The following is a 25708-nucleotide window of genomic DNA, read 5'->3' on the forward strand; positions in this document are numbered from 1 at the left end:
GTCCTGGGGGGCAGGGACGTAGTCCTCGGGCCACAGCGACAGGGAGGGCGGGAGTGCCGGGGTGGGTTCGGTGTTCATGCAGGTTCTCCGGAGGCTGGGCGGGGGGCGACGTGGGTGAGCGCGATCGCGCCCGCGCGGCCGTCGACCAGGACGACGGCACGACCGTGCGGGAGCGTCCAGGCTGCGGAGCGGGTCCGGGTGTCCAGCCGGGGGCCGCTGGGCACCTGCTCGGGGCGGGCGCCGGGGTAGGCGGTCACGGGGGTACCCGGCGGATGGACGGTGTTCCACTGTGCAGCGGTTACGGGATTCACGGGACGTTCTTTCATCGCGTGGCGCGGCGTCGGGGCCGGGTCGGTGTCAGCGGTAGGTGCGGTCTGCGACGTACTGCGGCCACGCCTCGTCGAGGGCATCGAGCAGGGGTTCCTCCGCACCGACCTCTTCCAGGTGGGCCTGGAAGAGGTGGTCGGATTCCGGCTCGTCCCACGGCCAGCCGGGGTGCTCGGCGGCGTGCCGCGCCAGGTCGCCGACGGGGCTCTGCTCGTCGGCGGCGTACGCGGCGAGCCAGCCGCCGAAGCTGCTCCAGGTCCGGTTCACGGCATCCAGTCCTTGGGGGTGTAGTCGGGCGGGGCCGATGTTCATGGCATCCGTTCTCTACGGGAGCACGGGAGATCAGGCTTCTTCGAGGAACCGGACGATGCATTGCCCGCAAATCTGTCCGAAGTGCTCTGCCACTGAGTCGTCCATCGCCGGGTAGCGGGTGCCGCACTTCTCGCAGGTCTCGCGGAGGTCCGGGGAGGCGGCACAGGCGAAGCATCGCGCGTGAACGTGCTTGGGGCGCGCTGCCACGGTGGCGTTCGGTATCACAGCGTATTCGGCACAGTCCGGGCAAGTCTCCACGCCCGCCTCGTAGTCGCCGGTCGCGCTGACGTGGGAATACGCCAGGTCCATGGCGTCGGGCCAAGTGGCGTGGCAGAACAGGCAGGCCGGGAGAGGGGTGCCGATCACCACGGCGGGTTGGGAGCACTGGGGGCACTGGACCGTTGTGCTCTGATGAGGGGCGAGATCGGTACGGATCTGCTGGTGGCGCTTCTTTACGAAGGACCGGATGGTGCCCAGCCGTTGGCGGATGTGCCATAGGTCGCGCCGGGCCTGGGCCACTTCGGTGGCGGACAGGGCGGGCAGCAGCTCGGAGTGCACGAAGCTCATGAGGAAGTCCAGGACCTCGGCGGCGTTCGCCTCCACCTGATGGGCATTCAGGCGTAGCCCGTAGTGCTGCAGCGCGTTCCGCGAGAGGGTCAGGCTCCGGAGAGCTTTCGCCTGATCGTCCGTGGCGTGGGTGCCGGCGGCCTTCGTCAGCCGTGCGAGGGCCTGCTCGATGGTGCAGCTCACGAAGTTGCCGCTGTCGAAGGCGGTGCGGGTGGTGTTCATCTGGTCGACGTTCTCCGCGACCACCAAGGTCCAGTGCTCCTGTTGCAGCCGGGCCTTGAGCAGGACCTCGACTGCGGCCTGGAGGTGAACAACCGCGTATTTGAGGTGGCGGGGAGTGGGTGGGTCGGCGGCGGTGAGGTGCTCGGTGACGCTCAGCAGGTAGTCGAGCCCGTTGGCCACCGGCGGGAAGTCGACCTTCGGCGCCTCGCTCCGCTTCTTCCCCTGCTCCGGCTCGGGCGCCGGGCCGTCGCCCGCGGTACCACCAGGATCGCCACTCACTGTTTCCCCCTCAAATCTTGCAGACGCGCGGTGTTCTGACGGCCGGTCGCCGCCGGAGGCCCGGAAGAAGGTTACCGCCAACAATTAGATTTGTTGGCGGCTACCAGCTAGTAACACGCGGGAAGGGCCCCGGTGGGGGCGAAAACGGCTGTGCGGCCCCCTGACGGCCTCCCGTGCCCGCTCGGGGGCGATCACCCACGGGGGAGTGCGAACGGCCGCGCACGGGGCCGTTCTGGCGGCCGGTTTTTGCCCGGTCTGCGAAAAATGCCAGCCGTACCTCTGTCGGAGGGTGGCGGGCCCGGCCAGTCGGGGGAGAGAGGCCGGAGTGCGGGCACGCGAAAAGGGCCGCACAGCGGCGGCATGCAAATTCCTCGCGAATTACTCCATTACATTTCCCGGCGACCGGGGAATCAATGCGGCGTTGCCCCAAAACAAGTTCATGAATTCCACGAACTTGATGAACCGAATTCCTCCTTTACTGGATTACAGCAACTGGCCGGTGGCGCGGAAAAAGGGGACTCAGGTTCTCCTATGATCTATGGCATCCCTTAGCTGGTCGCGCAAGGTTGATTCCCAGAAGCGCCGTAATCCCTCGGGCCCGAACGCCGTGGCCTCCCTCGGCACACTCAGCAGCCACGCCTCCACGACTGGTGCTTCATGCGGCGAGGACGTCACCTGAGACTGCTGCACCAGCAGCGCCACCAGACCCGGCACCCACCGTGCACCGCGGACGGCTTCCCCGCGCCGGGACTGCTCGTAGCTCTCCAAGAGCTCCTGCACGAACGCTTCCCGCTCCCGACGTTCCTGGTCGGCCTTCTCGCTCAGCCACTTCTCGTGCTCCGTCGGCCCGCTGAAGATGTGCCGGCGGAGGTCCGACAGCTCCCACAGCACCAGAAGGCGACCGGGCTGGGCCATGCTGCCCGCCGGCTCCCGCTCACGGAGCGACGGCAGAGGCTCGTGCGGCTCGGCCGCTTCCCAGTGCGCCCGCCGTACCGTCCAGGCCTGCGCCATGCGCCGGGCCACCCGGTCCGCGCATTCCGAGTCCGTCGCCGAACGGTGCTGCTTGGCCTGCACGACGTGATGTCGGGTGCCGCCTTCCACCGCCGCGACGTCTACCCCCCGATCCTCCTGCCGCCTGGCCGAAGGGGTACCCCGCTGCTCGTCGAACAGCCGCAGGGAGTGGACCCGGAAGGCGTTCAGCACATGCCCCCCCATGCCGTTCCCCACCGCACCGCCGTTCAGGGACTTAAATTCAAGGTGAATTCTCTCCGTAGGCCACGAAGTTTCACTCGCCGAGCTCGGAAAGTCCGGCACGGTTTCCTCCCCGGGAATGGAAACAGGAGGGCCGGAGTATTCCTCGGACAGCTCAGACATAATCCGCTCGTACCGTGCACGCAATTCTTCGCGACTGCGCTGCGGTGCAGGGTCACGGGCTTCCAGCATGTTCCGCCAGCGGGCAACCATGTCTTCGACAGGCGTAAGATCGTCTGCCGACGTCTCGTCCATGTGCGCAGGATCTTCCACTTCGGCGGGGCAGTGGAGAGACTTCCACTCCGCGTATTCCTGCTCATAGAAGGCGTCGAAATCCGGTGGCGCGCTGCCGTACTCCTCGGGGTTCTCCCTACGCATGCCCCGCTCCTTCCTGTTCCATCAATTCCCGCAACCGCAGTTTGGCCCGGTGATAGGCGACCCGTTCCGTCCCGGGTAATACTCCCAGCAGCGCAGCCCGCTCCTCCGAGGTGCGGCCCTGCAGGTCGAGTTCGAGCAGCCTCCGGTCCCGGGGCGACAACCGGGCGAGACAGCAGTGGAGTTGGCGGATCAAGTCATTCCGCTCAGCCACGTCCTCGAAGCTGGGGCGCTCGGCCTCCCACCCTTCCAAGAGGCGGGCGTAGCCCTCGAAGGCCAGCCTGCCGCGTTTCTCGGTTCTTGCGTGATCCATGGCCCGCTTTTCGGCCCGCCACCACCAGAAGCGGCCCGGGGAATCACGCTCGGTCCATTTATCGTGCTTCTTTTGCAGTTCCTGGAATGCCTTATCCGTGATGACCTCGGCCACATCGAGCGGGAATCCGAACCGGTAGTGGATATCCTTGGCAATGGGGGTGAAGAATTCTTCATATACGAGCCACCCCCTTTCCCCTCCGCCGGGCTCCACACGCCCCTCCGCTGGATGCTCACTCACTACCGTCGACTCCCGTCGTCGTTCCCCGGCCCGAGGCCCTCATGTCGGCACGCCGCCCCCCGGCCCGCCCCCTTCACCCCCCAGACGACCGCACCCCCCGCCCTGTTACACCCCAGGCCCAACTTCTTCTTCGCCCTCCGATTTCGCAGCCGCTGGGCTCCGCCGTGCGGCAGACTGCCCGCATGACGAGCCGCACAACGATGGCCGACCACCTGCGGGTGGTCGAGGCCCGGGACGCCTTGGACGAGGCGATCGAAGACATCCGGCGAACCTTCGGCCACATCCCTCCCGCCTTGTGGCCCGACCTGGGTACCCCGGACCTCGTGACAGCGGTGGACGCCCTGTTCAACCCGCGGGGCGGGACCCCGCGTCAACAGGAGGAATGGGCACGGCAGTTGTCGGCGTCCTTCACGATCAACCCCGCGTACCTCTACGGCCAGGGGATCGACGCGCTGGCCTTCGGGACCGCGGTGCTGTGGCTGCGGTTGGTCCTGCGCGAGCTGGACGACCGACGGAACCTGGTAGTCGACCTGCTGGAGAGTGAAGAGCGCTGACCAGCACGAACGCGCGGACCGTAACAGGAATGGACACTTCTGCGTAAGAGGGGTTGAGGGCGTCACGCTCTCCCACCCCCTTACGCACAGGAGATGCCCCTCCGTGAGCACTACCGCCACTCCACCCACACCCACCGGCCAAGTCCTGGCCGCGTTCGCACGCAGCGGCTACCACCTCGACGCCGAGGTCCTGGACGAGCACCTCGCCGAGATCGCCGAGAAGGCCGCCGGCTCCCTGGTCCGGGATCAGTGGAAGCCAGACTTCCCGGCCGCCGCATACTGCGATCTCCTCACCGCTGTTGCTGCTCTGCGCGACGTACTCGGGTTCGATCCGTCGTGTACCGCGGTCGAGCTCTTCGCCAAGGCCCGCAAGCAGCACGAGGCCGCTCCCACGGACGGAACGGCCTGATGAGCATCCTGGCCGCGGAAGCGCCTGTCACACCGCTGTGGGCGGGTCGACTCGTAGTCCGGGCGGCCGGGCGGCCCCTCCTCCTGCACATCGGTGCCGCTGGTGCCGCGGCGCCCGTCGCGGCGATGTTCACCGTGCCGCTGGAGTGCTGCTCCGATCAGGAGCAGGCGCCCGGCGTACGGCCTTGGAACGGGCCAGTTGACGAAGCGCGGGTGTGCCCGTCATGCCTGCGGTCGCTGCGCGGGGAGCCAGAGCCCGCCCCGCCACGACTCGTTGCTGCCGCGGCGAGCGCGGCGCCGGTACTGCCCGACCCCGAGCCGGACCGTGGCAGCCGGCGGCTGTGGGTGGTTCCGGCACTGCAGACATACGCCGAGGCGCCGCTGCCCCGCGAGCACGGCGGCCGTCCGATCGCCTGGTCTGTGTGGACGAAGGCGCCACAGCTCCACTGCATCTCGAACGCCTGCGAATGGTGCGGGGATTCGACTTCTGGGGAGATGGCCGGGGGCCGCCAGGGCAACCCGCTCTCCCGCACGAACCCGCTGCGCCGATACGTCGCCTACCGGTGCAGCGCCTGCCAGGACATGACCGCCTACGAGCAGGTCGGCCACGACCTGAAGACCATCAGCCGCCACACCTCCCGCGCACCGAAGGACTTCCGCCGATGAGCACTGCCCTGGTTCTGGCCCCGAAGGACACCACCGCCCTGGAAGCCGTTGTCGCGTTGATCGCGTGCGGCGCCCGCGAAGGCAAGACCGCCGCGTGCAGGGCCCACGCCGCCAAGGGGCACGGGCTGCTGCGCATCGCCCGTACGGGGGCGCTGGACGCCCTCGCGGCGGCCATATGCGGTGCCGTGCGCGGCGGGTCCTGCGCGGACTGTGTGGCCAAGGCCGAGCAGATCCACCTCGCTGTAGAGGAGGAAGTCCGATGAGCCCGGCTGGGGAGTTCCGCGGTCTGCACCCGCTGTTCTCGTACCTGGGAGAGCTGCCGCTGGAGGGGTGGATCTCGCTGTCGGTGGACGCGCAGCTCGACGGGATCGGCCCGTCCGAGCAGCACCCCGACCTGTCTCGGATCTCACTGTCGGTGCCCCCGCCGGAGCCCCACCGGGGGATGGGGGACCCGCGAGAGGAGGTTCTCGCGGACTTCATCAGCCGGCACGCCGAACTCGGCGCGGGCATAACGGAGCTCGACCGGGACGCGCCCGTGCAGGCGGTGGCCTACCGGGAACTCGCCCGGGTCCTGGTGCCGTGGCTCGCGGGCGCCTCGCCGCGGGACATCGAGGCCGCGTTCAAGCGTGGGTACGACGCCGCCATGCGCCACGAAGGGCGTGCCGCTTCCCGTCCGGGCCCGATGTAGAACGCTCCGGACCAGCAGGTGGCATGATCGTCCGTCATGGGGAGACATCAGTGGGGACAGGGACTCGCCGGCGCGCTGCTGGCGGCCGCGGCCATCGTGACGGTGAGCGGGTGCGGCGGGACACCGGCCGAGGCAGAGCCGAAACCGACGACGAAGCCGAAGAGCGCCGACTTGGCTGCGGCAACGACCGCATTTCAGGATGCGGTGACGAAGTTCGATTTGACGGACGGGTGCCCCAGGACCGTGGGGGAGTGCTGGGACGAGATGACCGCGGTCATGGAGCCCGCGCGCAAGCTCCGTACGGCGATGAACGGCCACAAGGGGACCGGGCCCGCGTTCTGGTCGGAGGCGTACGTGCTGATCGACACCATGGAGCGGGGTATGAAGGTCGGGTCGGACAAGTACACCAATCGGCCGGACGTCCTCGGGTCCGCGCACAACCTGTCCCGGTGGCTCGACCAGCACCCCGTGAAATAACTCCGGCTCGTCGCCCTGGCTGGATACCCGAGACCGCGCGGTGAAACTTGCAAGGTTAACCGCGAAACGAGGTAGGTAGACCGGTTTCCGGCAGCTCTCCTGTCGTCACGAGGTGGACGGCTTCGCGGACCAGATCCCCGAGTGTAAGGACACGGGCTCGCAGCGCGTCACGCTCCGCCAGTGCGTCACCGTCGGCGGAGTGCAAGTACAGGAAGTCCGCGTCGATGTGTTCGTCCGATCCTTCGCGCATCACCCGGACCAGGGCCCGGGAGACTGCGCGGGGGCCATCACCCCACTGGGCCGCCCATGCCCGCAGCCCCTCTACGGCCTCTTTCGAGGTCCAGTAGCAGGCGGCGCGCGCCTGTGCCACGAGATCGTCCGGCAGGCGGACGGCCAGCCGTTCGGGCACCTCGCCGATCTCCGCCACTCGCCCGTTACCGGTGCCGACCGGCCGGCCGGGGACACCGACCTGATCCGGCGGGGGGGCGGGCCACTGCTTGTCCAGGCCCCGTGCTCGCAGAACCTCCCGCAGGCCGTGCGCGATCAGGAGGTCCTTCGTGCCTCGCAGTTCACCCTCGGCGCGCAGCCGCGCCCGGTCGCGGCGGATCTGGTCCTGGCGGGCGCGGACTTCTTCCATGTGGGCCAGGCGGGATGCCTGCCGGGCGTCGTTGGTGTTCCCGGCCGGGCTGGGAAGTTCGCGCCGGAATTCCTTGAGCGCGTCGCGGCGTTCGCGCAGCCACTGCGCTTCCCGCTCCGCCTCCACCTCGGCGATTCGGGTCAGCAGCTCCCAGGTTCCCGGCGGGACGTCGGTCGTCACTTGCGTAGGCATGGCGGTAAAACTAGCAAGGTTGACCGCACCCCGGCAGGGCGGCGCGAATTCCGGGCGTTGGCGCCTCTGTTCAGCATGTCTCTTCTGGTATCCGCGAGCGCGTTTCGCTACTGTGGACGCGCGCACTTCAGTGGGCGTGGGCCCGGCTCAAGGCCCGGACGTCGTGTGGCTGCGACCACAACGGCATGTGTCCCCAGGTGCTACGCGCCGAGCCGCCCCCCCCCATTCTGATGCCGTGCCACATGTTGCTGGCCGCTTCTCTGGTGAGTCGCAGATCACCCCTTGAGGAGCAGCCCCATGCCCATCCAGCACGCCCGCAAGGCCGCCCGCCGCGACGACCTCGCTTGCCTGAAGCGGCCCCCGTACGGGCTCAAGCACCGCGAAGCCCTGAAGTTTCTCACCCACCCTGACGACGAGGAACGCCGGTACCTGCTGCACTTCCTTGCCGAGTACGTGGACGTCCGGACGTACGCGGACGCCGTCGCTCTCCTCACCGAGCTGCAAAACGCCCCCGTGCCGATCCACGTGAGCGGGTGCCCGAGCGGGTGCCCGGAGTGCGGGGCCGACGAGGAGTACGAGAACTGCTCGTGCGACGACCCGGACCGGAACGCCGACTGCTACGAGTGCGGCGCCGGGGGCTCGGGCGACCCGTACGGCGAGTGCACCTGCTACTACGAGGACGACCAGGAGTCGGCGGCGGGGGCGGCCGACGACGAGGACTACGACAAGTTCCCGCCGCGCAACGACCCCGAACCCCCCGACGACTACTACGACGACCAGGAGCAGGACGCCGTACCGGCCGGCGGCTGGGGGTCCCAGTGACGATGCCCCAGCCCGCAGAGGGGCAGGTCACGCTCACCGCGATTGCCCGCATGGCTGGAGTGGGCCGTGCTGCCGTCGTCCACTGGCGGCGTCGCCACGGCGGGCTCAACGCGACCGGCGGCACCGACCAATTCCCCCTGTTCCCCCGGGAGGCCGCCGAGCAGTGGCTGCGCGGCATCGACAAGCTCCCCCCGCTCCCGGCCACCGTGACGTTCTCGACCGGCTACACCCTGACCGTGTACGGGCCGCAACTCTTCAGTCCGGCCTTGCCCATGAGCGGCGGCGCCCGGTACGAGGAGTTCCAGGGCTACATCGAGTACGCCGAGTACGAGGGACCGTGGCCCACCGCGAAGTCCGTACGGATCGAGCGGCCCGGTAAGACCCCGTACGAGGTGAGGAACGCCGACGTCGATGTCAGCTATGCCGGGGGCCCGATGCGGTTCCTGCGGCTCATCTGGCCCGTGGAGGAGAACTGATGGAAGCTCAGACGCTGGATATGCTCGCCAGCCTCGGCTGGGCGGTGTTCCCGCTGCCGCCCGGCGGGCGCGTTCCCGAGCGAGGGTGGCAGCGGGCCGTAACCCTCGCCCCCGACCCCGCGCAGTTCCCCGCGGGCTCCAACCTGGGCATCGGGTGCAGGGCTTCGCGGGTCGTCGTCCTCGACCTGGACATGCCCGACGGCGTCGCCTCGCTGGAGCTGCTGTGCACGCAGTACCGGCAGGAGCTCCCGCCCACGTTCACCGTGAGCACGCCGTCGGGAGGCGAGCACCGCTACTTCCGGGTGGGGGAGGAGTGCACGATCGGGTCCGGGTCGAGCGTCCTGCGGCCCGGTATCGACGTACGCGGGCCAGGGCTGACGCAGGGCGGGTACGTGGTGGGCCCGGGATCGGTCGTGGACGGGAAGCCGTACACCGCGGCGGCCGCCCCGGTCGCGCCGCTCCCACGGTGGCTGGATTTCCTGCTCGTCAGCACTATGCGGACGCTGATCGTGTCGGGGCCGGACGCGATGTACGGCGACTAGTCCTCGTCGTCGAGGAGCCGTCCGTCCTCGGCGACCCGCTCGCCGGTGCCCATGTTGATCACGGGGCCGCGCTCGCTCATCCTGCGCAGCGCGTCCTTCAGCCCCTCCGGCATGTCCTCGCCATCGTCCTCGGGTACCGGGGGGCGCACGCGGGCGGGCGCCTCCTTTGGGACGTCGACCGGGTCTTCGACGTAGGCGAGCGGGGACAGGGCGCTGTGCGCCTCGGAGAGCTGGCCCTCCAGCGTCCTCGCGGAGTCCTCCGCGGCGAGGAGCATCGCGTGCATGTTCCCGACAAGCGCGGCGAGCACATCCGGGTCGTCGCTGTGCACGTTCCGCAGGCGGTCGGCGGTCTCCAGCTCGTTCATGCGGGCCCGGATCTGCCGGAAGGCCTGCGGGAGCGCGGACACGGCGGCGTGGAGGCCGCCGACGGTCTCGTACGCGTCGGCGGGGTACTTGAGGGCGTCGCCCATCGTGAGGTGGTTGATCGCGCGGATCGCCTCGTAGGCGTCGCCGGCGTGCTGGGCGGGGGTGCGGTCACGGTCCATGCCGGGAGCCTACGGGGGCCCGGCGCACGTCCGGGCGACAGTCTCTGGAACCGGCCCAACTGTCCTTCCGCGTACGGCAGACTGCGCACATGGACGATCAGGAGACGTGCGACTGCCCGTGCGCGTTGAACCACGGCGGCGTCGGGGCGTGCCTGGGGCGTCCTGCCGTACCCGGCCTCACCCTGAAGGCGGGGAAGCCGGGGGAGACTCTGGTGCGGGTGTGCGCGGAGTGCCACCGCGAGATCATCCAGGCGCAGACGAAGCGGGCCGCTGCCCAGTTCGCCGCGCTGCCGCCGCAGGAACAACGCGTCGCGGCGCTGCGGCTGAAGGCGTCCCTGCTGCGAGCCCAGGCACACGCCTGCGACATGGAGGCCTCCATGCTGACGACGGCGGGCAAGATGCGCGGATTCCTGGACATGCTCGACGGGGCAGTGGCGCGGGACGTGGCGACGCACCCGGACCTCGCCGAGCTGAATGTCCTGCTGAACAGCATGTACGACGATGGAGAGAGCAAATGACCGAACCTGAATCAGGGCGCTTCGTGCTGACCTTGGGGGCCCGGGAGGACGGCGGGGACGCGCCGGTGCGCACCTACGAGCACCGGGTCGACCCGATGACCGTGGGGGAGCTGCGGCACGCCCTGGAGGGCCTGGCCGACGACACGGTGCTGCGGGTGTCGGTGCCGGACGAGCCGTCGTCCTTCGACGCGGTCAGCTACGAGAACACCTTCGTGCTGACCGGGGCCCGGTTCCTGGAGTGGACCCTGCCCACCGGGGAGCAGCACCGGGAGGAGCACCTGACGCTGGCGGTCGACTATCCGTCCGGCGTGTACGAGGACCGTCTGAACGGGGCCCAGGTCAGTGAGTGAGGCCGAAGTGCTGCCGTCCCCGGAGCAGGTGCAGGGCGGTTTGGTGCGGTTGCTGCGAAAGCTCGCCGACCAGGTGGAGGGACTGCCCGTGGAGCGGTTCGACATGGCTGCGCCGGCGCCCTCGGACCTGCTGGAGGAGCGGCACAGGCAGCGCCGCCTCGCTGTGCAGGTCCTGGCAAAGGTGGGCGTACCTCTGTCCCGGATCGGCGAGGGCCTGGCGCTGGACGCGTGCGCGCCGCGCGGCAGGCGCTCGTCCGGGCTGGAGATGACGCACCAGGCCGCGATGGAGCTCGCCCACGACCCGCTGCTCCGTCGCCTTGCGGACGACTGCCCGCCCCCGGGGAAGGACACCACCGCGTGAAGCTGGAAGACCTGGGCCCGGAGTACGTACGGATCGCCGAGGCCCGCAAGAACCTGGAGGCGGTCGGCGGGCAGGTCGTGGAGATGGCGGCCGGGGTGGATCTGGGGCCGCTGGGCACCGAGGATCTGCCGTACGCGGTCCGGGCGCTGGGGCGGTCGGAGTTCGTCGACGAGGAGGAGCCTGCCGCGCGCCGGGTGTCGGAGGCGTTCACCGCGACCCCGATGGACATGATCCCGCTGGGCGGGGACGCCCTCGCGCTGGGCGGTGCGGTGTTCGTGCTGCGGGCGGCGCTCCTGGAGCTGGAGGAAGCGCTGGACGCGGTGAGCCATCGGGGGTCTGAGAACCCATAAACCGGTTGGTTTCAGGGCGAGTTGAGCGTGCCGGTACGGCTACGCTGGGTGCATGTGCAAGATGTGCGACCACAATGCGCTGCTCGTGGGGCGTCTGGTGCTGGGGTACGAGGGTGATCCGGATGCCCCGCTGATGCCGACGGTGGAGAAGCTGCTCCAGGAGGCGGCCGTCGAGAATCCGGCGCTGCGGGGGTACTACACGCTGGTGGAGGCGGAGGCCGCCCTGAAGTGGGAGCGGCTACGGGCGCTCGGCATCAAGCATCCGGAGGATGGCTCCTGAGAAGCATGCGGTGAGTGCGGTGGCCCGGACGACCGCCCCTGTCGTGATCCATTTGCCCAGATGAGAACCCATGTTCGATTCTTGGTGGATGATTGCAGACCAGAGGGCCGCGGTGCGGTCGGTAGCTGCCCAGCCGCAGCCGGGGCCGCCGGTCCGCGTTCTCTTCCCGGACGGCCCGGTGGTCGGCCGCCTGGTCCGGCGCCGCCAGACCGCTGCGGGCTCCTGGATCTACGACGTGGCGATCCGGGCGTGGGCGGCGCGCGCGGCAAGTACGGGCCGGGATCTCATCGAGGAGTGGTTGGAGCTCCCGGTGCCGGCCACGCACGTGCGGCCGGTACCCGGGGCGTCGTACGAGAGCGTGGACACGCTGCGGATCGTCCGCCCGGCCGCGGAGCCTGCTGCTGAAGACCTGCCTAAGCCGGACGGGCAGCCCGTGGGGTGGCTTGCGGAACACGTCCAGCCGCGTCACCGGCCGTCCCGAGTGCCGGGGGTACGCCTCCACGAACCGGACTGTTGGGCGATCAACGGGAAGACCGGGGGGACGCTCGGAACCGAGGAGGCGCTGAAGTGGCTGAAGCTGTCGGCGGGCCAGACGGACGCACCTGAGCTCTGCGACGTGTGCAGGGCCCGTACGACGTTGGGCGCGCCCGCGGGCGAGTAGCCGTTCAGGCGGTCGACTCGTGGGCCTGGCGCTCGGCGAGGAGGGTGCGGCGCATCCTCTCCCAGCGGGTCGGGACGAGGTCGCTCTCCGGTACGCCGTCCTTGTCCTGCTGGATCTGGACGGCGTCGGCGACCTTCTTGTACCAGCGGCTGATGCCGCGGGCGTGGATCGGTACGCCTGCGTCCGGGTGGGGCGGGGTGGAGAGCCACAGGTGGGTGGGGGTGCCGCCGGTAAGGCGTTCGGTCAGGCGTGTGCGCCGTTCCAGCCAGTCGTCCAGGAGCGACACGGTGCTCTCTGCGAGCGGGACGGGCTCCGGTTCGGGCATCTTGCCGCGGAATCCGCCCTGGGGGCGCCGCACGATGGTGAGGGTGCGGGGGGCACCCGAGTCGTTGAGGTCGTGGATCCGCATCTCCTCCAGCTCGCCAAGGCGGGGCAGGACGTCCCGCATCACGGCCCACATGGCGCGGCTGCGGACGATGGTGTCGGGGCGGTCGGCCTCGGTCCACTTCTGGGCTTCGCCTTCGATCTGGTCGGTGATCAGGTCGGCGTAGCGGGGGGAGACCGTCGGACGCAGCACCCAGGGAGGCAGGTCGGGCGTTGCGAACGGGATGTGGGCCTGACGGGCGATGAACTCCAGGCAGAAGATGCGGATGCGCTCGCTGGAGTCGACGCTGGTCGGGTCGGTGGACACCATCGGCATGGTGCGCAGGAAACCGCGGCGTCCGAGCAGCAGGTAGGCGTACACGGCTTCGGGGGCGAGGAGCTCGGCGAGGGAGTCCCCCGCGGTCTCGGTGAGGCCCAGGGGCAGCGCTATGCGGAGTTCGGAGGCCACCCATTCGAGCTGCTGCAGACGTGCGTCGGAGATCATGTCCTTCGCCGACCGGTTCACCACGCGGAACACGGCGAGGACCCGCTCCAGCTCGACCATCGCGGCGGGCGGGGAGGGGACTGCGGTGAGGGTGACCGCCGGCGTCGGGCGGTGACCGGTGCTGATATCGGGGGCCGTCGAGCTCATGCCCCTGAGTTTGCCGCCTCCAGCCGGTTTTGTGCATTCCCCATGCGCTCCGTGCGGTGGCCGCTCACACGGTGAGCCCGGCCGAAGGATGCACGGCCGGGCTCCCTTCCGCATCGTGAGGGCCCGATCCGGTGGCTGCCGGGCTGGGGTCTTGCGCCAGGCAGCGCACCAACAACAATCCGATGTTGCCCTGGGCCAGCGCTAGTTCAGGAGGCCGCGGCGGCGCGGCGGGGCCAGGGGTTCGGGCTCGTACAGGGCCAGGAGGATCGCTTCGGCACGGTCGGGTGACTTCATGCCGCGCGCCCTCATGGCCTTCTTCGACTCGACCTCGGTGTAACCGTTGGTGCGGAACAGGAGCTTGGGGGTGGCGAGCTGGGCGGAGGCCTTCTTGTCGACGCGCAGGCGGAGGCGTCCGCGGCCCGTGGACGGATCGGGTTGGAGGAGGCTTCTGGTCGCCAGCCACATTTCGTCGCGTTTGCGGTAGGGGCGCATGACGGCGCCGGGGTCGTCCTGGGTGGGGGATTCCGAGACCATGACGCCGACGATCTTCGCCTGGTGGCGGCCGGTCTCCGCCCACCGCTGCAGCATGCTGACGACGCCGTGGCCGATGCCGTTCTGGTCCACTTTGACGCGTACGGGGTGGTGGGAGCCGAGGGCGTCGGCCAGGCGCTGCGCGGCGTGGATCTCTTCGAGGACCTTCTCCGCGACGGTCACCTGATTGTCGTTGGCGGCGCCCGCGGAGGCGTGCCGGAACTCGACCATGTCGCCGGTACAGCGGTAGATCGTGAACTCGTCGCCACCGTCCGCGGCGACGTCGACGCCCAGGCGTACCCAGGCGCCTTCCCGGACGGTGTGGGAGGCGGTCTCCCCGTCGAGTCCGAGGTCACACAGGCGGTGCCAGCCGGGTTCCTGCGGGTCTTCTTCGGCCAGGGCGTCCTCGATCCAGGTCGGGGGGACGACGATCCCTCCTCCGCCCTTGGGGAACCGGGCAAAGACCTTCGCGATGACGTAGGGGTGGTCTTCGCCGTAGGAGCGGATCGTGCGGTCGACCCAGTCCTGGTCGGGCATGTGCTCGGCGAGGGAGTGCCGGGCCACGCCCTGGGGGCAGTCGTTGCAGTACGGCACTCGCTCGCCGGTGATGGCGGGGGAGTCGAGGGAGGAGATCGGCAGGGTCGTCGTGGTCGGCTCGTCGGGGTCGTCGCCTTCGAGACACAGGCTCTCGAACCAGGAGGAGGGGTCGTCCATGGCGGGGTTGCCGATCGCGAGCATCGCGGCGTGCCCGCCGGTGAGCAGGTTGTTCGTACCGTGGCCGATCATGGGGGCGATACCGCCGGCCTCGTCGACGATGAGCAGCAGGTGCGGCATATGGATGCCCTGCATGGCCGCTTCGTCGTTCGCGGGGGCGCTGAATCCGTACGCGACGACGACGTCCTGTCCGTAGGCGTCGGGCATCTTGTACTGGACGGTGTCGCAGTACCCGGGCAGGCCTGCGCGGGGAACGACCTTGCGGATGTGGGGCCAGAGCTGCCGCTGGACCTGCCGGAACCGTGTCGCGGTGGTGATGCAGAGCGCCGTGCCGACGGGGTAGACGTTCACGAACCAGACGGCTGCGCGGGCGGCCAGGTGGGTCTTGCCGACGCCGAACCCTGCGGGAACGGCGGTTCTTTTGTGGTCGACGACCGCGTCCAGGACGTCGCGCTGCAGGGACCACAGGCTCTCGCCCAGTACGTCCTCGACGAACCCCGACGGGGTGTCCCGCCACAGGCCGTACAGGGATCCGGTGGCCCGCTCGACCTCCGCCATGACGTGGGGGCGCTCCCGGGCGGTGATCACGTCGCGGAACGCGCGGCGCCGCTCCTGGACGGGGAGGCGCAGCAGGATGTCGGCGACGTTGGAGGCGTCGCTGGAGACGATTCCGGGGCGGGAGTGGTGCAGCGTCGACGCCGGCGGGGCGACCGGGGTGCGTGGGAGCGGTTGGGACTGCGTACGGGGCATGGGCCGTACGGTGCGGGCCGCAGGGATCTTGTGTCGCGGTCTGGCCGGTCCCATGCCCAGGACCGGCCAGACCGCGGGGGGACCGGCACGGGCGGCAGGTCAGCCTGGGCCGGACGAGTGCCGGGGTGAAGCCGCCCCTGGGGAGTGGGGCTTCGGGGCTTCACCCCGGCTGCGGGAACACGCGGTTCGCCGTGGGTGGGGGTTTCGGCGAGTTCGGGGCGCGTGCTCACTAGTAGTACGTCGGCCGCCGATTTTTGTTACACCCCCGCGGCCGCGGCGGTCGGGGGCAGCTCGGCGGCGGGCGGGATGTCCACGACCTTGCGGAGCATCATCGTGGTGTGGGCGTCCTGCTCTTCGAGGGCGCGCCGCCACGCCTCCTGGATGATCTGCGCTTCGACGCGGGCGACGTTCCGTTCTTCCTCGCTGAGCCGGTACCAGGGGGTGACCTCTGTACCGGCTTCCTCCAGGACCAGGCGCCGGGTCTCGTAGTAGTGGCGGGCCAGGACTTGCAGCGGGGGCATGGTCGTCATACCGGGGGAACGTCGACGGCCGAATTCTGTGACACCCCCTGCTGGGGAGGGTGGCCCCGGAGAACACCGGTGCGGCCGACTCAGCCAGTCCGAGGCGCGGTTCGGGCGGCTACGGCAGTGGCAGGCGGCCCGAAGCGAGCGCAGCCGTGACCTGGGCGAGCCCGAAGCCCAGACGCGTCGCGGTCTGGTCGGGAAGCGTCTTCCACTGGTCGACGGGGCGGGTGGCGGCGTACTCCGGGGCGTCGCCGTCGCGGCGCAGGACCTGGTACTGCGTGCCGTACACGTCATGGACCTGGAGGAGGCTCCCGCCGACGCGCCGGGCGTCGTCGTGAAGTACGCGCTCGCCCTTCATGCTGCGCAGCGCCCGCTCCTCGTCCATGACCGACTGCTTCGGCAGCGTCCAGATCCGGCCCCACATGGCGCAGGCCACGACGTCTGTGCGCTCAAGGGTGACAGTCATGCCGAACGCGTTGACCGGCGGTTCGGCGGCCGCCAGACCAGTTCCCAGCGTCTCCAGGTCGTCGACGGGGTTCTCCAAGTACGTTCCCTGCGGATCCTGGGCTCTCCAGGCCTTCGCCGGGACGGGCGCCGCGACGATCGCCTCCTGGCCGGGGATGAGGGTGGGACTGCGGAACGCGTACAGCAGGGGCACGTTGTTACGGCGGTGCTTTCGGTGCCCTCGGCGCTCCATGTCGGCCAGGGCGTGAGCGAGCAGGGCAGTCAGGACTTCGGGCGTGGGGTGGCTCATGCCGCGGTAACGACCTGGGGCCGGGGCGGGTTGCGTACGCAGACTCGCGCCGGGTGCCTGAGCGGAGCGAGGGCACCCGGAACTACTTCATGGTGGTGCTTCATGGTGTTACTAAAGGGGCCTGGAGAACCGGGACCCGGTACGCCGGGACCCGTGAAACCGGGGCCTGGTTTTCCAGGCCCCGGTCACCGGGGCCTGGAAAACCAGGCCCCGGTGATTCAGAGGGCAGTGCAGGGGGTCAGCGGCGGTTCTTGGCCGCCCTCCAGTGCTGGTAGATGATCGCCTTCTGGACGTCGGCGTGCTCGGCGATGCGGGCGGCGTCCCAGCCGTACGGCTCTTGGGACAGGGCCAGAGCGGCATCCTGCATGAACGGCACGGCGGCGTGACGGCGGGCCTGGGCCGCGGCCACGATCCGGGCCAGCTTGGGCAGCTTCTCCCGAGCGTCGGGGACGTGGGGCACGTTGGCCGCTTCGGCGAGCTTCTTGAGCTCTTCCGGACCGGCGGAGGGCAGCTTCTTCTTCGGGTCGCCGTACAGGGCCTTGCTCAGGATCTCCCGGTACGCGGTGGGGTAGATGCCCAGCACCTTCGGCAGACCCATCGCCTGCTCGTAGAACCAGAGGCTGGCGGTGGCCTTCTCGCGGTCGGGGCCGTCGGTGGCGATCTCGACGTCGGCCTGGCGGATGATTTCCGCGGCGCGCGCCACCCGGTCGTCCGGGCGAGCGAGCTTGCCCAGCTCACTCTCGACTGATTCCTTCGCCTCCTGCCGGATGGTGGCGAAGTCGGACACCTCTATCGTGCTGCCCGATGCTTTCGTGTTCGAGTACGTGCCCTTACGAGGCATAGCGTGCTCCATCTCAACCGTGGCGCGTGGTGCGCCGGCGCGGGGTTGGGGCATCCCCATACCCCCACGGCCGAAATGGTACAGCAACCCGAGTTCGGGTCTGGTGTGCCGGCGAACGGGTCGCCCGCACCGGGCTAGAACAGCGTCAGCAGCAGGTAGATCAGCACGAACGCGGCGGCCGCGGCCGGACCCGCCAGGAATCCAACGAAGCCCGTGCACGCCCCGAGCACCAAGAGCTCCCCGAGCATGTGCATCCCTCGCTCCCGGCTCATCGCGCCGCCCCGGCCAGGGCGGTACGGGCGCCGTCCGGGGTGAGCCGGTACCGGAACCCGTCGACGTACCGCACCTCGATCTCCTCGGGGAGCTGCGGTCGCCGCACCTTCCACCCCGCCTCGTACGACTCCCGCGGGTTGTCCTCGAACCACGAGTTGCAGACCGTGCACACGCACAGCAGGTTGTGCGCCTGGTTGATCCACGCCTCCCGGGCGCCCCCCATGCCCCGGTTCACCCGGTGATGAATCGTCAGGGACTCTGCGGTCCCGCACCGGACGCACTTCCCACCGTCCCGGAGGTAGACGAGCGAGCGGACGGTGTCGGTCGGACCAGTACGACGTCGGGCCACGAGATGGCTCTCCACTTCTGCCCCGCCCGCCGGGTCGCTGAGTCGCGAACCGCATCAGGAGGTCAGGGCGAGAGGGGACAGTGGAGGAAGCCCGCCCCTTACGTCTTGCCGTGCCCTCCCGACCTGCTGCTGAAGTGCCGGTGCACGGCGGCGGAACACGCCTCGCACGGCCTCCGTGCGTGGGCCTCCGCCGCCTTCCGCCGGTACGGGGTATCCCAGAGCAGGATGAGCGAGACCCGGTGGGCGGTCACCTGGATGCCTCCGCAGTACGGGGGGACGTCCGGGCACAGGGCCGCCCACAGCTTCCCGGCATGGACAGCCGTGAGCCACGGACGCCTTCGGGATCGGAGCCGGTCCGCATTGAACGCCTCCCGGGTCTGGCGCCAGACCTCGACGGACCAGAGGGTCGGCAGGCCTGTTAGGTCCCAGCGGGAGACCGTTCGGTCGTCCCGGACCGGATCGACCCACCACACGTTTTGCTTCCGTACGCGCAGCCGCACCACGGCCTTCTCCATCCCGCTCTGCACGCCCTGGCCCGTCAGCAAGGACCATGAGGAGGCGGCAGAAGCACCACGGAACGATGAACGCCCGGCCCCCCTTACGTCCCCGCTGCACCCGGCAGAGCGGACAGCACGCTGCGCGCCCCGGGACCAAGCCCGAGCGCCCGCCGCCTGCTGTCCTGCGCGGGCAGCGAGCCGAGAAGTGCAGTACCCGGGGACACCGCGGGCGCGGCATCGGCGCCCAGGAACGCCCGCAGCTCCTGCGCCGGCGACAGGCCCCGCGGCCGCATGGCCGGTGCGCGCGGCGGGAGTGCGGCCGCCGCCGTGGCCGTACCCGACCGGACGGGGCCGGGATCGTTCACGAACGCGCGGAGGGCGTCCGTGCCGGGGTCGGGCTGCTCCAGGCGCACCCGAAGCGCGGCAAGAGCGGCAACTGTGCGGGCGGCCTGCCCGCTCGGGACGTGGGCAGAGAGCGCCTCGACCAAGGCCTCTGCTGCTGTGAGGGCGTCATCAACGGCCTCGGGCGCCCACGGGCCGGTGGTGTCGGCCAGATTGCTCACCGCGACGACAACAGCTTCGGCGCGGGTCTCCGCGGGCGTGATGTTCCGGTCCATATGACGCCAACGATGACACGCCCGTCCGAGGTACCCGTGGTCGGGCGTTCGGCAAGGCGTGGGCCCCTGCCCCCGGCGTCCGGCGGCGGGGGCCCGGCGCCGGGTCAGGCGGTGGTGCGGTACTCGGCGAGCGCGCTCTCCAGGCCGTCGAGGATGATCACGATGTCCTCGATCTTCAGGTAGGAGATCGCGAAGGTGGCGTAGCCGTCGGCGTCGATGTCGATCTCGTACTCGGCATACGACACCTCGTCCTCGTAGTGGTAGTTGCCGGGCTTCGCCTCGGCGAACCCGCCGGGCCCCTCGTCGAACCAGTCGGGCCCGAAGAGCTCCGCCACGGCGGCGCCGAGTGCCGCCTTCGGGACGCGGTCGAAGTCGATCGTGGCGCGCCCGTGGTCGTCGAGGCACACCTTGCCCTTCCCTTCACCAGGGGTGTCGTAGCGCAGGGTCTTGCCGAAGCACTGGCACGCCTTGTCGGAGTCGCTGAGAGCAGGGAACGCCGCGGTGAACGCCGTCTGGGCGGCGCGCTCGTGAACCGTCCAGGCGGCACTCCAGTCGTGAAGTGCGCGGGTGACGTGTGGCTGCATGAAGCCTCCGTTCGGCCCGCGGCGCGGTGGCCGTCAGGGGAGGGGCCACAGGGAGCGCGGCGCGGGCGAGCCGTGCACGGTGCCCTGCACCCGCGCTTGTGTCGCCTCAAGATCGGATAGGGCAGTGCGGCGCCCCGTCTGTCCCACAGACCCCGTGCGCCTCAAAAACGCCGTCCAAGCCTGTTCTTGCCACTCCAGGCCACTTTCGAGAACCCCGCGGAACCAGGGCTGAGAAGCCGGTGCGCGGGGTTCTACGCGTGCATTCCACGATCACGACCGGAGGGTCGATTTCCCATGTTCGCAACGTTGTTCATCCTGCTGTACGTGGCGCACCTCGTATCCGACTACGCGCTTCAGACCGATCAACAATCCGACCGGAAGGCCCTGCGCACGGCGGCGGGCTGGCGGGCGCTGCTCTCCCACGCGGGCACGCACGTCATCGTCTCGGCCGTCGCGCTCGGCGCGGGCACGGCCCTGCTGGCGCTGCCGCTGACGCTGCCCGCCGCAAGCGCCGTGCTCGTGTGGGTGGGCCTGTCCCACGGCGCGATCGACCGCCGGTGGCCGGTGCGGTGGTGGATGGAGAACACCGGCAGCCGGAGTTTCTACCGGGCGGGTGGCGCACCGTTCGTGGATCAGACGGCGCACGTCACGGCGTTGGCGCTCGCCGCGCTGGTGGCCGCCGCGTGAGCGCGTACGCGGAGATCAGGGCGGACACCGGGCGGCTCACGAACCCTTCGGCCTCTTCGAGCGCCGCGAGCGGCAGCCTGTCGTCCGGGGCGTACCCGAGCGCGGGCCGTCCCGTCAGGTGCCCGCACAGTGCGTTCAGGCGGTCGAGGAGGGCGGCTTGCCGGGCCTGCTGCTCCGTCAGGCTCCGCCACCACGTGCACCGCCCGGGGCTGTCGTCCGGTCGCGGCGGGAGGGCCCGGCGGATCGCGTCGGCGCGCCTGCTCAGGCAGTGCCACACCGGCAGTCTCAGCCGCTCCGCGAAGTCGTCGGCGGGGTGCGGGCGAGCGTCGGGCGCGGCCGTGGTGGTCATGCCCGCCACTGTGGCAGCGGGCACTGACAAAGCGGCGCACCCCGGTCGGCGGGGTACGCCGTCCGGGGTGCGCGGAGAGGGGAGTCGGTTACGGCATGGGGCCTGCATCGGCTCCGGCCACCGCACCACCGGGGGAGCCCCCGGGGTCGGTGCCGGCGCTCCCACCACCAGGGCCGCCGCCGGGCCCGCCCGGGTCGGTGCCCGCGTTCGCATTGCCGTCGGTGGTACCCGGGCCCGGACCGGGGTCTGTGCCGCCGACCGCCCCACCGCACCCGGAGCCCGTACACGGCGGCTTGGTGGCCGTCTGGGTGGGCGCGGGGGTCTCCGGCGCGGGGGCCGGGTTCGCAGTGCTGGCCACCACCAGGGCGGTCACGCTGAGCCCGAGCGCCAGGAAGAGCGCCACCACGCTCAGGAGGAACGGCGCGAAGCAGGCGTTACAGCGGGACTTGGGCGGGGTCTTGCACGGGAGATCGGTCGGGCAGGGGGCGGGGTCGGTCATGTGGGTAGGCCTTTCCGGTGGGGAGTGAGTCGCCGGACTGTGCACCACCACCCCCCCTTATGGCGCGCGCTGCCCGTACAGCGCTGCGCCCCACCCTGGCTTCAACCGGGGCGGGGCGCAGCGGGGCCAAGAGGAGCGCGCGGAGAGGCCGGGCGCGCCTAGGGCTGCGGGGGCTTCGCCGCGTACTGCTTGAGCGCCATGCGGGCCGCTACCAGGCCTTCGCCGCCCTTGTACGTCCAGTAGCTGTGGGTCGCGGTGGTGACCGACAGCGCTTGAAGGCGCTTGCGGAAGCGGTCGAGGGCCTCGTCCTGTTCGGGGGTGACGGGGCCCGTGTGCTGGCTGGCGAACGCCAGGTACTCGGCGAGGGTGGTCTGGCGTTCCCGTTCAGCGGCGATCAGGTCGTCCGGAAACGGGGACTCGGGTTTGTCGTGCGGTGGTGCGTCGTTCATGAATCGAACGGTAAACGGCTGGTACGACAGTGCCCCGCCCTCCGGCCGGAGGGCGGGGCGGGGCGCAGCCGGTCAGGCGGCCAGGTCGTAGCGGTACAGGTGGGCTACGTAGTCGCGCACCAGGTGGTTCCACGGGACCTTAAGGAGGCTCCCGAGGACGACGGCGGCCATCGGCGGGCAGACGACGTCTGCGGACTGCTGGAAGGCGCTGGAGCGGGACCCTGCCCACGGGTAGGTGGTGCGGAAGCCGACCAGGGCTCCGGCCTCGGCGGGGTTGAGGCGGTAGCCGTCGCTCTCCCGGACCCAGGTACGAGCCTTGCCGGTGAGGCACCAGGACGGGCGGTCGGCGGAGAAGCAGTTGCCGCCCTTGGCGCGCCCCGTGGTCGGGTCCACGGGCCGGTTGCCCCGGGTGTTCATGCGCTCGCCGTCCCCCCAGCCCAGGGCCTGCGCCATGGTCGTGGTGGGGTACGCCGGGGTCTTCTTCGCGCTGAGGAGGGAGACGCAGTCGTGGCGGCTGGCGATCAGGAAGACGCGTTCGCGGCGGGATGCGACCCCGAAGTGCGTGGCCTCCAGGATCTCGTAGTCGGTCATGGCCCAGTCCGCGCTGTAGAACTCGGTCTGGAGCTCGTCGATGACCTGCTGGGGAAGGTTCGCGGACTGTTCCATCGCGACGAACTCGACGGGCGCTCCGCCTGCTTGGAGGCCCAGGGGCCAGATCGCGACCTCGGCCATGAGGCCGATACGGGGGTCGGTGAGCCCGTCGAGCATGGCGCGGACCTCCGCCCACGTCGCGCCGGTACGGGGGGCGTAGCCCGAGTGGTAGCCGAACTCTTCGCACATGGGGCAGTCGTCGAGGTCCGGGTACAGCTCGTCGCAGCACACTTCGTCGAGGCGGATGAGCCCGGCGGCCTCTCCGCAGTAGGCGATGACCTCGGCCAGCAGGTCGACGTTGGCCTGGAGGAGTCCGGCGCGCTTGCCGGACGTCGAGAACGACGGGCACGGCGGGCTGATGATGACGCCGCTGGTGGCGTGGAGGGCGGGGTGCTCGGGGTCGAGGGTGGTGATGTCGGCGCAGATACGGCGGTGTCCGGCGGCGCGGGCGGTGGCGCAGGCGTCGGCGGAGATGTCGACGCCGACAACGTCGAACCGGATTCCCAGGATCGCGGCCATGCCCTCGGACCAGCCGCCGGGGCCCGCGAACAGCTCCACGCAGCGCTTGGGGTCCTCGGGGCGCTTGGACAGCAGCCACTCGGCGGGCCAGGGGGCGGCGGCGACTTCGAGGACGGGGCGGATCTTGGCGGGGATGGGGAGTCCGGCGGCACGGGCGAGCTCGGCGACGTGTACGGCGGTGCGTACGGCGGGGGACAGGGTGTTCATCCGGCGTTCCTTCGTTCGGGTCGTCGGCGGTGCTCTCCGCCAACAACCAAAACAGTACAGCGATGACACGCCTTGTGGGTGAGAACAGCGAAAACCCGCAAAGAAATCTTTCCGCTGTGCCATTACCGGCATGAAAGGGCCCGGCCCCCGCTCACGGGAACCGGGCCCTGAACCACCCTCACAACCTCACGGCCGCGCCCCCTCCTCACCTCCGGAACCACGCGTCCACAGGGCGACTCCGACCGGCGTACGGTCCATGGACGCCTCCTCGTCGCTCATCAACTCCCGGGGCAGGAACGGCAGCTCTATCGCATCGTCCACCCGCCGAATGAGCGTCAGCACCACCCCCGGGTCCCGAGCGTCCGCCGCACCCCACTGCGCCTTCACCGCCTCCGGCACCGGGGCCGGGAACGGGGCGTACTCCAGCAACCCGGGGAAGTCCCACAGGATGTTCCCGAACGAGTCGCGCACGTCCACCAGGTAGAGGGCCTCGTCGGTCACCGAACGGTGCAGCACCAGGTACGCGGCATCCGGGAACTGCGCGCGCACCGTCTCCCCGATCAGCGGGAGCATCGCCCGCGAGGCAGCCCGCAGGCGCTCCCGCGCCTCGTCCAGGAGCTCCAGGGCGGTCGGCTGGTCAGCAGTCATCGTGTCGTCCTTCCACGCCCGGCCCGTGTTGGCCGGGCGCAGCAAGCAGAGAGGGGAGGGTCAGCGGGAGAGAGGCGCGGCGAGGGACAGCAGCAGGTCGACGCCCACGCCGTGCAGGTCGACCGTGGCCGGGCTGGTGTCCCCGACCCGGGCCGCCGGGTCCGGTGCCGGGGCCGCGTACCCGTACGGTCCGACGCCCCCGCCGAACGCCAGCCCGCCGGTGTCGAGCTGCTCCACCGGCCCCAACCGGCCCAGGTACGCGGCCAGTCGGCGCGCCAGACGCCCGCGTACGCCCCGCAGCGGCTGCCGGGGCACCCGGTGGGCAGGGGTGGGCAGGAAGTGCGCCACGGCCCGCTCCACGGCGCGCACGGGCCCGGTCACCGATACGTCGCCCACCGGGTTCGTGCCGTGCAGCGACACCGCGAACCGCAGCCCCGACGGGGCCGACCACACCAGAGACGACGTCGACACCAGTCCGGCTCGAAGGTGCGTCACCGTCCCCTCCCGCCGCAGGGCGTGCCCGATCTCCTCCAGCACCGCCAGCCGCCCCACCACCCGGGGCCCGCCCTTACCCGCGCGGGCGGCCAGCTCGCCGTCGAGGACGGGCAGCACCAGGCGCAGCACCTCCCGGACCGCCCCCGGCGTGTCCCCGGCATCCGACGTCAGGTCCGGGGCGTACGGCTCACGGCCGGGGAGCTGCCAGCCCACCTCGGTGCCGTCCTCGTCGGCCACCACGACCAGGGCGCGGTCGCCCTGCACCAGCCGGGCCGCCGGGCGGGGCGTCCACCACGCCACGTACGGCTCCGCCGCCCACCCCACGCCGCCGCGTGCGGGCAGGAGTGCGGCGAGCAGCGCGGCACGCTGCGGGACGTCGGAGGAGGGGCGGGTGTCGCCGGCGTTCAGGGCCGGGGAAACCAGGGTGACGCTCATGACGAAGAGACCTTCCGGGGGGGAGGGGCCGCGCCCCTGCACGAGGGGCACGGCCAGGCAGAGGGGGAGGGGTCAGGCGAGGTGTGCGGCGGCGGCCAGAACCAGGTCGGTACCGAAAGCGGGGAGCTCGGCACGCACTGGGGTGAACTCGTCGGCGTACGACGCCAACTCCCCCTGTGCGGCGATCCACCCGCTGCACGAGCCCGGGATCTGTACCTCGTCGTCGGCGACCGGGGAGAGCTGCGGGAACCGGTCGGTCAGCAGCCTCGTGAAGGGACTCCCGACGTCGGCGGGGGTGTGCTCGCCAACCGGCGGCAGCAAGAGCGGCAGGACCGCGTACAGGCCGCCGACGGGCCCGTCGTAGTTGAACGTCAGGTTGTGGTTGCGCCCCTTCGTCTCCAGGGCCCAACTGCCGCCGTCCTCGGTCACCCACACCAGGGCCTGACCGTGCAGGGCGTCCACGACACGGACGTCCGCCTTCACGTCGAGGAGCGCGAATCCCAACTCGGTCATCTCGTTCCCCCGGTGCCAGGCATCCCGGGCCTCCCCGCCCGGCATCCGTAGCAGGGCCTCGGCGGTGGCCCGGTCGAGGTCAGGCAGGACCGTGCGCAGCAGGACGGACGCGGCCGCCTGAGCGGGGTCCGTGCCGGTCGCGTCGATCACGGCGTGCGGGCGAGCGGAAGGCGCGTACTTGCCGGGGTGCTCGGCGACCAGCTCCAGGCGCTGAGCCTTCTCCCTCACCAGGACCCCCCGGACGCCGTCGGTGAGGCGGGCGGTCGGCGCGTTGTGGCGGAACAGGTCCGGGGCGGCGGCGACGGTCCACGCCTTGCCCCGGCGGGGAGGCAGCAGGGCGGCGATCCGCTCGGCGGCGGCTGGGAACGTGGCGGGCATGGTCATGGCGGTGTCC

General features: G+C 70.6%; 39 protein-coding genes. 16 read left to right on the top strand and 23 right to left on the bottom strand.

Going from position 1 to position 25708, the window contains the following annotated elements:
- Positions 1 to 74: 74 nt before the first annotated feature.
- From ACIO3O_RS36785 to ACIO3O_RS36805, 5 genes are all read right to left on the bottom strand, one after another.
- A complete protein-coding gene (locus ACIO3O_RS36785; protein WP_401753462.1) occupies positions 75 to 257 on the bottom strand; it encodes a hypothetical protein in 183 nt (60 codons plus the stop codon).
- A 100-nt stretch (positions 258 to 357) separates the two neighbouring features.
- Positions 358 to 594 (bottom strand): YozE family protein, encoded by a 237-nt coding sequence (locus ACIO3O_RS36790; protein ID WP_401753464.1) that lies wholly within the window; start codon positions 592 to 594, stop codon positions 358 to 360.
- 75 nt (positions 595 to 669) lie between these two features.
- Positions 670 to 1707, bottom strand: a complete 1038-nt coding sequence (locus ACIO3O_RS36795; RefSeq protein ID WP_401753466.1) for a hypothetical protein — start codon at positions 1705 to 1707, stop codon at positions 670 to 672.
- Positions 1708 to 2226: 519 nt separating this feature from the next.
- Entirely contained in the window at positions 2227 to 3336 is a 1110-nt protein-coding gene (locus ACIO3O_RS36800) for a hypothetical protein (RefSeq protein WP_401753468.1), read from the bottom strand.
- Positions 3329 to 3886, bottom strand: coding sequence for a sigma-70 family RNA polymerase sigma factor (locus ACIO3O_RS36805; RefSeq protein ID WP_401753469.1), 558 nt, complete (start codon positions 3884 to 3886; stop codon positions 3329 to 3331). Before ACIO3O_RS36805 ends, ACIO3O_RS36800 begins: the two co-directional genes overlap by 8 nt.
- Before the next feature lie 182 nt (positions 3887 to 4068).
- Between ACIO3O_RS36805 and ACIO3O_RS36810 the strand changes: the two genes are divergently transcribed.
- The 6 genes from ACIO3O_RS36810 (at position 4069) to ACIO3O_RS36835 (ending at position 6679) form a co-directional block, all read left to right on the top strand.
- A complete protein-coding gene (locus ACIO3O_RS36810) occupies positions 4069 to 4440 on the top strand; it encodes a hypothetical protein (RefSeq protein ID WP_401753471.1) in 372 nt (123 codons plus the stop codon).
- 103 nt (positions 4441 to 4543) lie between these two features.
- Positions 4544 to 4849 carry a hypothetical protein gene (locus ACIO3O_RS36815; RefSeq protein WP_401753473.1) on the top strand — a complete coding sequence of 102 codons (306 nt, stop codon included), beginning with the start codon at positions 4544 to 4546 and terminating at the stop codon, positions 4847 to 4849.
- Positions 4850 to 5343: 494 nt separating this feature from the next.
- Complete coding sequence (locus ACIO3O_RS36820) at positions 5344 to 5514, top strand: hypothetical protein (protein ID WP_401753475.1); 171 nt, start codon at positions 5344 to 5346, stop codon at positions 5512 to 5514.
- Positions 5511 to 5777: a hypothetical protein gene (locus ACIO3O_RS36825; protein WP_401753477.1), complete on the top strand. Its 267-nt coding sequence runs from the start codon at positions 5511 to 5513 to the stop codon at positions 5775 to 5777. The genes ACIO3O_RS36820 and ACIO3O_RS36825 overlap by 4 nt, the downstream gene beginning before the upstream one ends.
- Positions 5774 to 6202 (top strand): hypothetical protein, encoded by a 429-nt coding sequence (locus ACIO3O_RS36830; RefSeq protein ID WP_401753479.1) that lies wholly within the window; start codon positions 5774 to 5776, stop codon positions 6200 to 6202. The genes ACIO3O_RS36825 and ACIO3O_RS36830 overlap by 4 nt, the downstream gene beginning before the upstream one ends.
- 36 nt (positions 6203 to 6238) lie before the next feature.
- A complete protein-coding gene (locus tag ACIO3O_RS36835; RefSeq protein ID WP_401753481.1) occupies positions 6239 to 6679 on the top strand; it encodes a hypothetical protein in 441 nt (146 codons plus the stop codon).
- 55 nt (positions 6680 to 6734) lie between these two features.
- Here the strand turns inward: ACIO3O_RS36835 and ACIO3O_RS36840 are convergent, their stop codons facing one another.
- Positions 6735 to 7496, bottom strand: coding sequence for a hypothetical protein (locus tag ACIO3O_RS36840; protein ID WP_401753483.1), 762 nt, complete (start codon positions 7494 to 7496; stop codon positions 6735 to 6737).
- A 309-nt stretch (positions 7497 to 7805) separates the two neighbouring features.
- Between ACIO3O_RS36840 and ACIO3O_RS36845 the strand changes: the two genes are divergently transcribed.
- Genes ACIO3O_RS36845 through ACIO3O_RS36855 form a run of 3 tightly spaced genes read left to right on the top strand, consistent with a single transcriptional unit; the run spans position 7806 to position 9348 of the window.
- Positions 7806 to 8330 carry a hypothetical protein gene (locus ACIO3O_RS36845; RefSeq protein WP_401753485.1) on the top strand — a complete coding sequence of 175 codons (525 nt, stop codon included), beginning with the start codon at positions 7806 to 7808 and terminating at the stop codon, positions 8328 to 8330.
- A 2-nt stretch (positions 8331 to 8332) separates the two neighbouring features.
- Positions 8333 to 8806, top strand: a complete 474-nt coding sequence (locus ACIO3O_RS36850) for a hypothetical protein (protein WP_401753487.1) — start codon at positions 8333 to 8335, stop codon at positions 8804 to 8806.
- Positions 8806 to 9348: a bifunctional DNA primase/polymerase gene (locus ACIO3O_RS36855; RefSeq protein WP_401753489.1), complete on the top strand. Its 543-nt coding sequence runs from the start codon at positions 8806 to 8808 to the stop codon at positions 9346 to 9348. The genes ACIO3O_RS36850 and ACIO3O_RS36855 overlap by 1 nt, the downstream gene beginning before the upstream one ends.
- Here the strand turns inward: ACIO3O_RS36855 and ACIO3O_RS36860 are convergent.
- Positions 9345 to 9893 (bottom strand): hypothetical protein, encoded by a 549-nt coding sequence (locus ACIO3O_RS36860; RefSeq protein ID WP_401753491.1) that lies wholly within the window; start codon positions 9891 to 9893, stop codon positions 9345 to 9347. The two genes, ACIO3O_RS36855 and ACIO3O_RS36860, sit on opposite strands and share 4 nt — an antisense overlap.
- Positions 9894 to 9982: 89 nt before the next feature.
- Between ACIO3O_RS36860 and ACIO3O_RS36865 the strand changes: the two genes are divergently transcribed.
- The 6 genes from ACIO3O_RS36865 (at position 9983) to ACIO3O_RS36890 (ending at position 12413) form a co-directional block, all read left to right on the top strand.
- Entirely contained in the window at positions 9983 to 10411 is a 429-nt protein-coding gene (locus ACIO3O_RS36865; protein ID WP_401753492.1) for a hypothetical protein, read from the top strand.
- Positions 10408 to 10761 carry a DUF6225 family protein gene (locus ACIO3O_RS36870; RefSeq protein ID WP_401753494.1) on the top strand — a complete coding sequence of 118 codons (354 nt, stop codon included), beginning with the start codon at positions 10408 to 10410 and terminating at the stop codon, positions 10759 to 10761. Before ACIO3O_RS36865 ends, ACIO3O_RS36870 begins: the two co-directional genes overlap by 4 nt.
- The gene (locus ACIO3O_RS36875; RefSeq protein ID WP_401753496.1) at positions 10754 to 11122 is read left to right on the top strand and encodes a hypothetical protein; all 369 of its coding nucleotides are present in this window, start codon (positions 10754 to 10756) and stop codon (positions 11120 to 11122) included. Before ACIO3O_RS36870 ends, ACIO3O_RS36875 begins: the two co-directional genes overlap by 8 nt.
- On the top strand, positions 11119 to 11472 hold the full coding sequence (locus ACIO3O_RS36880; protein WP_401753498.1) for a hypothetical protein: 354 nt from the start codon (positions 11119 to 11121) through the stop codon (positions 11470 to 11472). The genes ACIO3O_RS36875 and ACIO3O_RS36880 overlap by 4 nt, the downstream gene beginning before the upstream one ends.
- A 52-nt stretch (positions 11473 to 11524) precedes the next feature.
- Positions 11525 to 11752: a hypothetical protein gene (locus tag ACIO3O_RS36885; RefSeq protein ID WP_401753500.1), complete on the top strand. Its 228-nt coding sequence runs from the start codon at positions 11525 to 11527 to the stop codon at positions 11750 to 11752.
- An 88-nt stretch (positions 11753 to 11840) separates the two neighbouring features.
- The gene (locus ACIO3O_RS36890) at positions 11841 to 12413 is read left to right on the top strand and encodes a DUF6233 domain-containing protein (protein ID WP_401753502.1); all 573 of its coding nucleotides are present in this window, start codon (positions 11841 to 11843) and stop codon (positions 12411 to 12413) included.
- Positions 12414 to 12417: 4 nt separating this feature from the next.
- On the opposite strand, the gene ACIO3O_RS36895 is transcribed toward ACIO3O_RS36890, so the two are convergent.
- The 9 genes from ACIO3O_RS36895 to ACIO3O_RS36935 all read right to left on the bottom strand — a co-directional run bounded on the left by ACIO3O_RS36895 (position 12418) and on the right by ACIO3O_RS36935 (position 19862).
- Positions 12418 to 13428 carry a hypothetical protein gene (locus ACIO3O_RS36895; RefSeq protein ID WP_401753504.1) on the bottom strand — a complete coding sequence of 337 codons (1011 nt, stop codon included), beginning with the start codon at positions 13426 to 13428 and terminating at the stop codon, positions 12418 to 12420.
- 201 nt (positions 13429 to 13629) lie between these two features.
- Entirely contained in the window at positions 13630 to 15423 is a 1794-nt protein-coding gene (locus ACIO3O_RS36900; protein ID WP_401753506.1) for a hypothetical protein, read from the bottom strand.
- A 257-nt stretch (positions 15424 to 15680) separates the two neighbouring features.
- Entirely contained in the window at positions 15681 to 15953 is a 273-nt protein-coding gene (locus ACIO3O_RS36905; protein WP_401753508.1) for a hypothetical protein, read from the bottom strand.
- 109 nt (positions 15954 to 16062) lie between these two features.
- On the bottom strand, positions 16063 to 16701 hold the full coding sequence (locus ACIO3O_RS36910; RefSeq protein WP_401753510.1) for a hypothetical protein: 639 nt from the start codon (positions 16699 to 16701) through the stop codon (positions 16063 to 16065).
- A gap of 238 nt (positions 16702 to 16939) precedes the next feature.
- Positions 16940 to 17542, bottom strand: a complete 603-nt coding sequence (locus tag ACIO3O_RS36915) for a hypothetical protein (RefSeq protein ID WP_401753512.1) — start codon at positions 17540 to 17542, stop codon at positions 16940 to 16942.
- 268 nt (positions 17543 to 17810) lie between these two features.
- Positions 17811 to 18038, bottom strand: coding sequence for a hypothetical protein (locus ACIO3O_RS36920; RefSeq protein ID WP_401753514.1), 228 nt, complete (start codon positions 18036 to 18038; stop codon positions 17811 to 17813).
- A 224-nt stretch (positions 18039 to 18262) separates the two neighbouring features.
- On the bottom strand, positions 18263 to 18709 hold the full coding sequence (locus tag ACIO3O_RS36925) for a hypothetical protein (protein ID WP_401753516.1): 447 nt from the start codon (positions 18707 to 18709) through the stop codon (positions 18263 to 18265).
- A gap of 53 nt (positions 18710 to 18762) precedes the next feature.
- Positions 18763 to 19278, bottom strand: a complete 516-nt coding sequence (locus ACIO3O_RS36930) for a hypothetical protein (RefSeq protein ID WP_401753518.1) — start codon at positions 19276 to 19278, stop codon at positions 18763 to 18765.
- 104 nt (positions 19279 to 19382) lie between these two features.
- A complete protein-coding gene (locus ACIO3O_RS36935; protein WP_401753520.1) occupies positions 19383 to 19862 on the bottom strand; it encodes a hypothetical protein in 480 nt (159 codons plus the stop codon).
- Positions 19863 to 20156: 294 nt separating this feature from the next.
- On the opposite strand from ACIO3O_RS36935, the gene ACIO3O_RS36940 reads away from it, so the two are divergent.
- Positions 20157 to 20549 (top strand): DUF3307 domain-containing protein, encoded by a 393-nt coding sequence (locus ACIO3O_RS36940; protein WP_401753522.1) that lies wholly within the window; start codon positions 20157 to 20159, stop codon positions 20547 to 20549.
- Here ACIO3O_RS36940 and ACIO3O_RS36945 read toward each other — a convergent pair.
- The 7 genes from ACIO3O_RS36945 to ACIO3O_RS36975 all read right to left on the bottom strand — a co-directional run bounded on the left by ACIO3O_RS36945 (position 20509) and on the right by ACIO3O_RS36975 (position 25698).
- A complete protein-coding gene (locus tag ACIO3O_RS36945) occupies positions 20509 to 20898 on the bottom strand; it encodes a hypothetical protein (protein WP_401753524.1) in 390 nt (129 codons plus the stop codon). The two genes, ACIO3O_RS36940 and ACIO3O_RS36945, sit on opposite strands and share 41 nt — an antisense overlap.
- Positions 20899 to 20986: 88 nt before the next feature.
- Positions 20987 to 21397 carry a hypothetical protein gene (locus tag ACIO3O_RS36950; protein ID WP_401753526.1) on the bottom strand — a complete coding sequence of 137 codons (411 nt, stop codon included), beginning with the start codon at positions 21395 to 21397 and terminating at the stop codon, positions 20987 to 20989.
- A 158-nt stretch (positions 21398 to 21555) separates the two neighbouring features.
- Positions 21556 to 21846: a hypothetical protein gene (locus ACIO3O_RS36955; RefSeq protein ID WP_401753528.1), complete on the bottom strand. Its 291-nt coding sequence runs from the start codon at positions 21844 to 21846 to the stop codon at positions 21556 to 21558.
- A 72-nt stretch (positions 21847 to 21918) separates the two neighbouring features.
- Positions 21919 to 23223 (bottom strand): DNA cytosine methyltransferase, encoded by a 1305-nt coding sequence (locus tag ACIO3O_RS36960; protein ID WP_401753530.1) that lies wholly within the window; start codon positions 23221 to 23223, stop codon positions 21919 to 21921.
- A gap of 186 nt (positions 23224 to 23409) precedes the next feature.
- Positions 23410 to 23871: a hypothetical protein gene (locus ACIO3O_RS36965; protein WP_401753532.1), complete on the bottom strand. Its 462-nt coding sequence runs from the start codon at positions 23869 to 23871 to the stop codon at positions 23410 to 23412.
- 60 nt (positions 23872 to 23931) lie between these two features.
- Positions 23932 to 24801: a hypothetical protein gene (locus ACIO3O_RS36970; RefSeq protein ID WP_401753534.1), complete on the bottom strand. Its 870-nt coding sequence runs from the start codon at positions 24799 to 24801 to the stop codon at positions 23932 to 23934.
- Positions 24802 to 24873: 72 nt separating this feature from the next.
- Positions 24874 to 25698, bottom strand: a complete 825-nt coding sequence (locus tag ACIO3O_RS36975) for a hypothetical protein (protein WP_401753536.1) — start codon at positions 25696 to 25698, stop codon at positions 24874 to 24876.
- Between the last annotated feature and the right edge of the window lie 10 nt (positions 25699 to 25708).

It is taken from the genome of Streptomyces sp. NPDC087440 (assembly GCF_044744005.1).
In the GTDB taxonomy this organism is placed as follows: Bacteria; Actinomycetota; Actinomycetes; order Streptomycetales; family Streptomycetaceae; genus Streptomyces.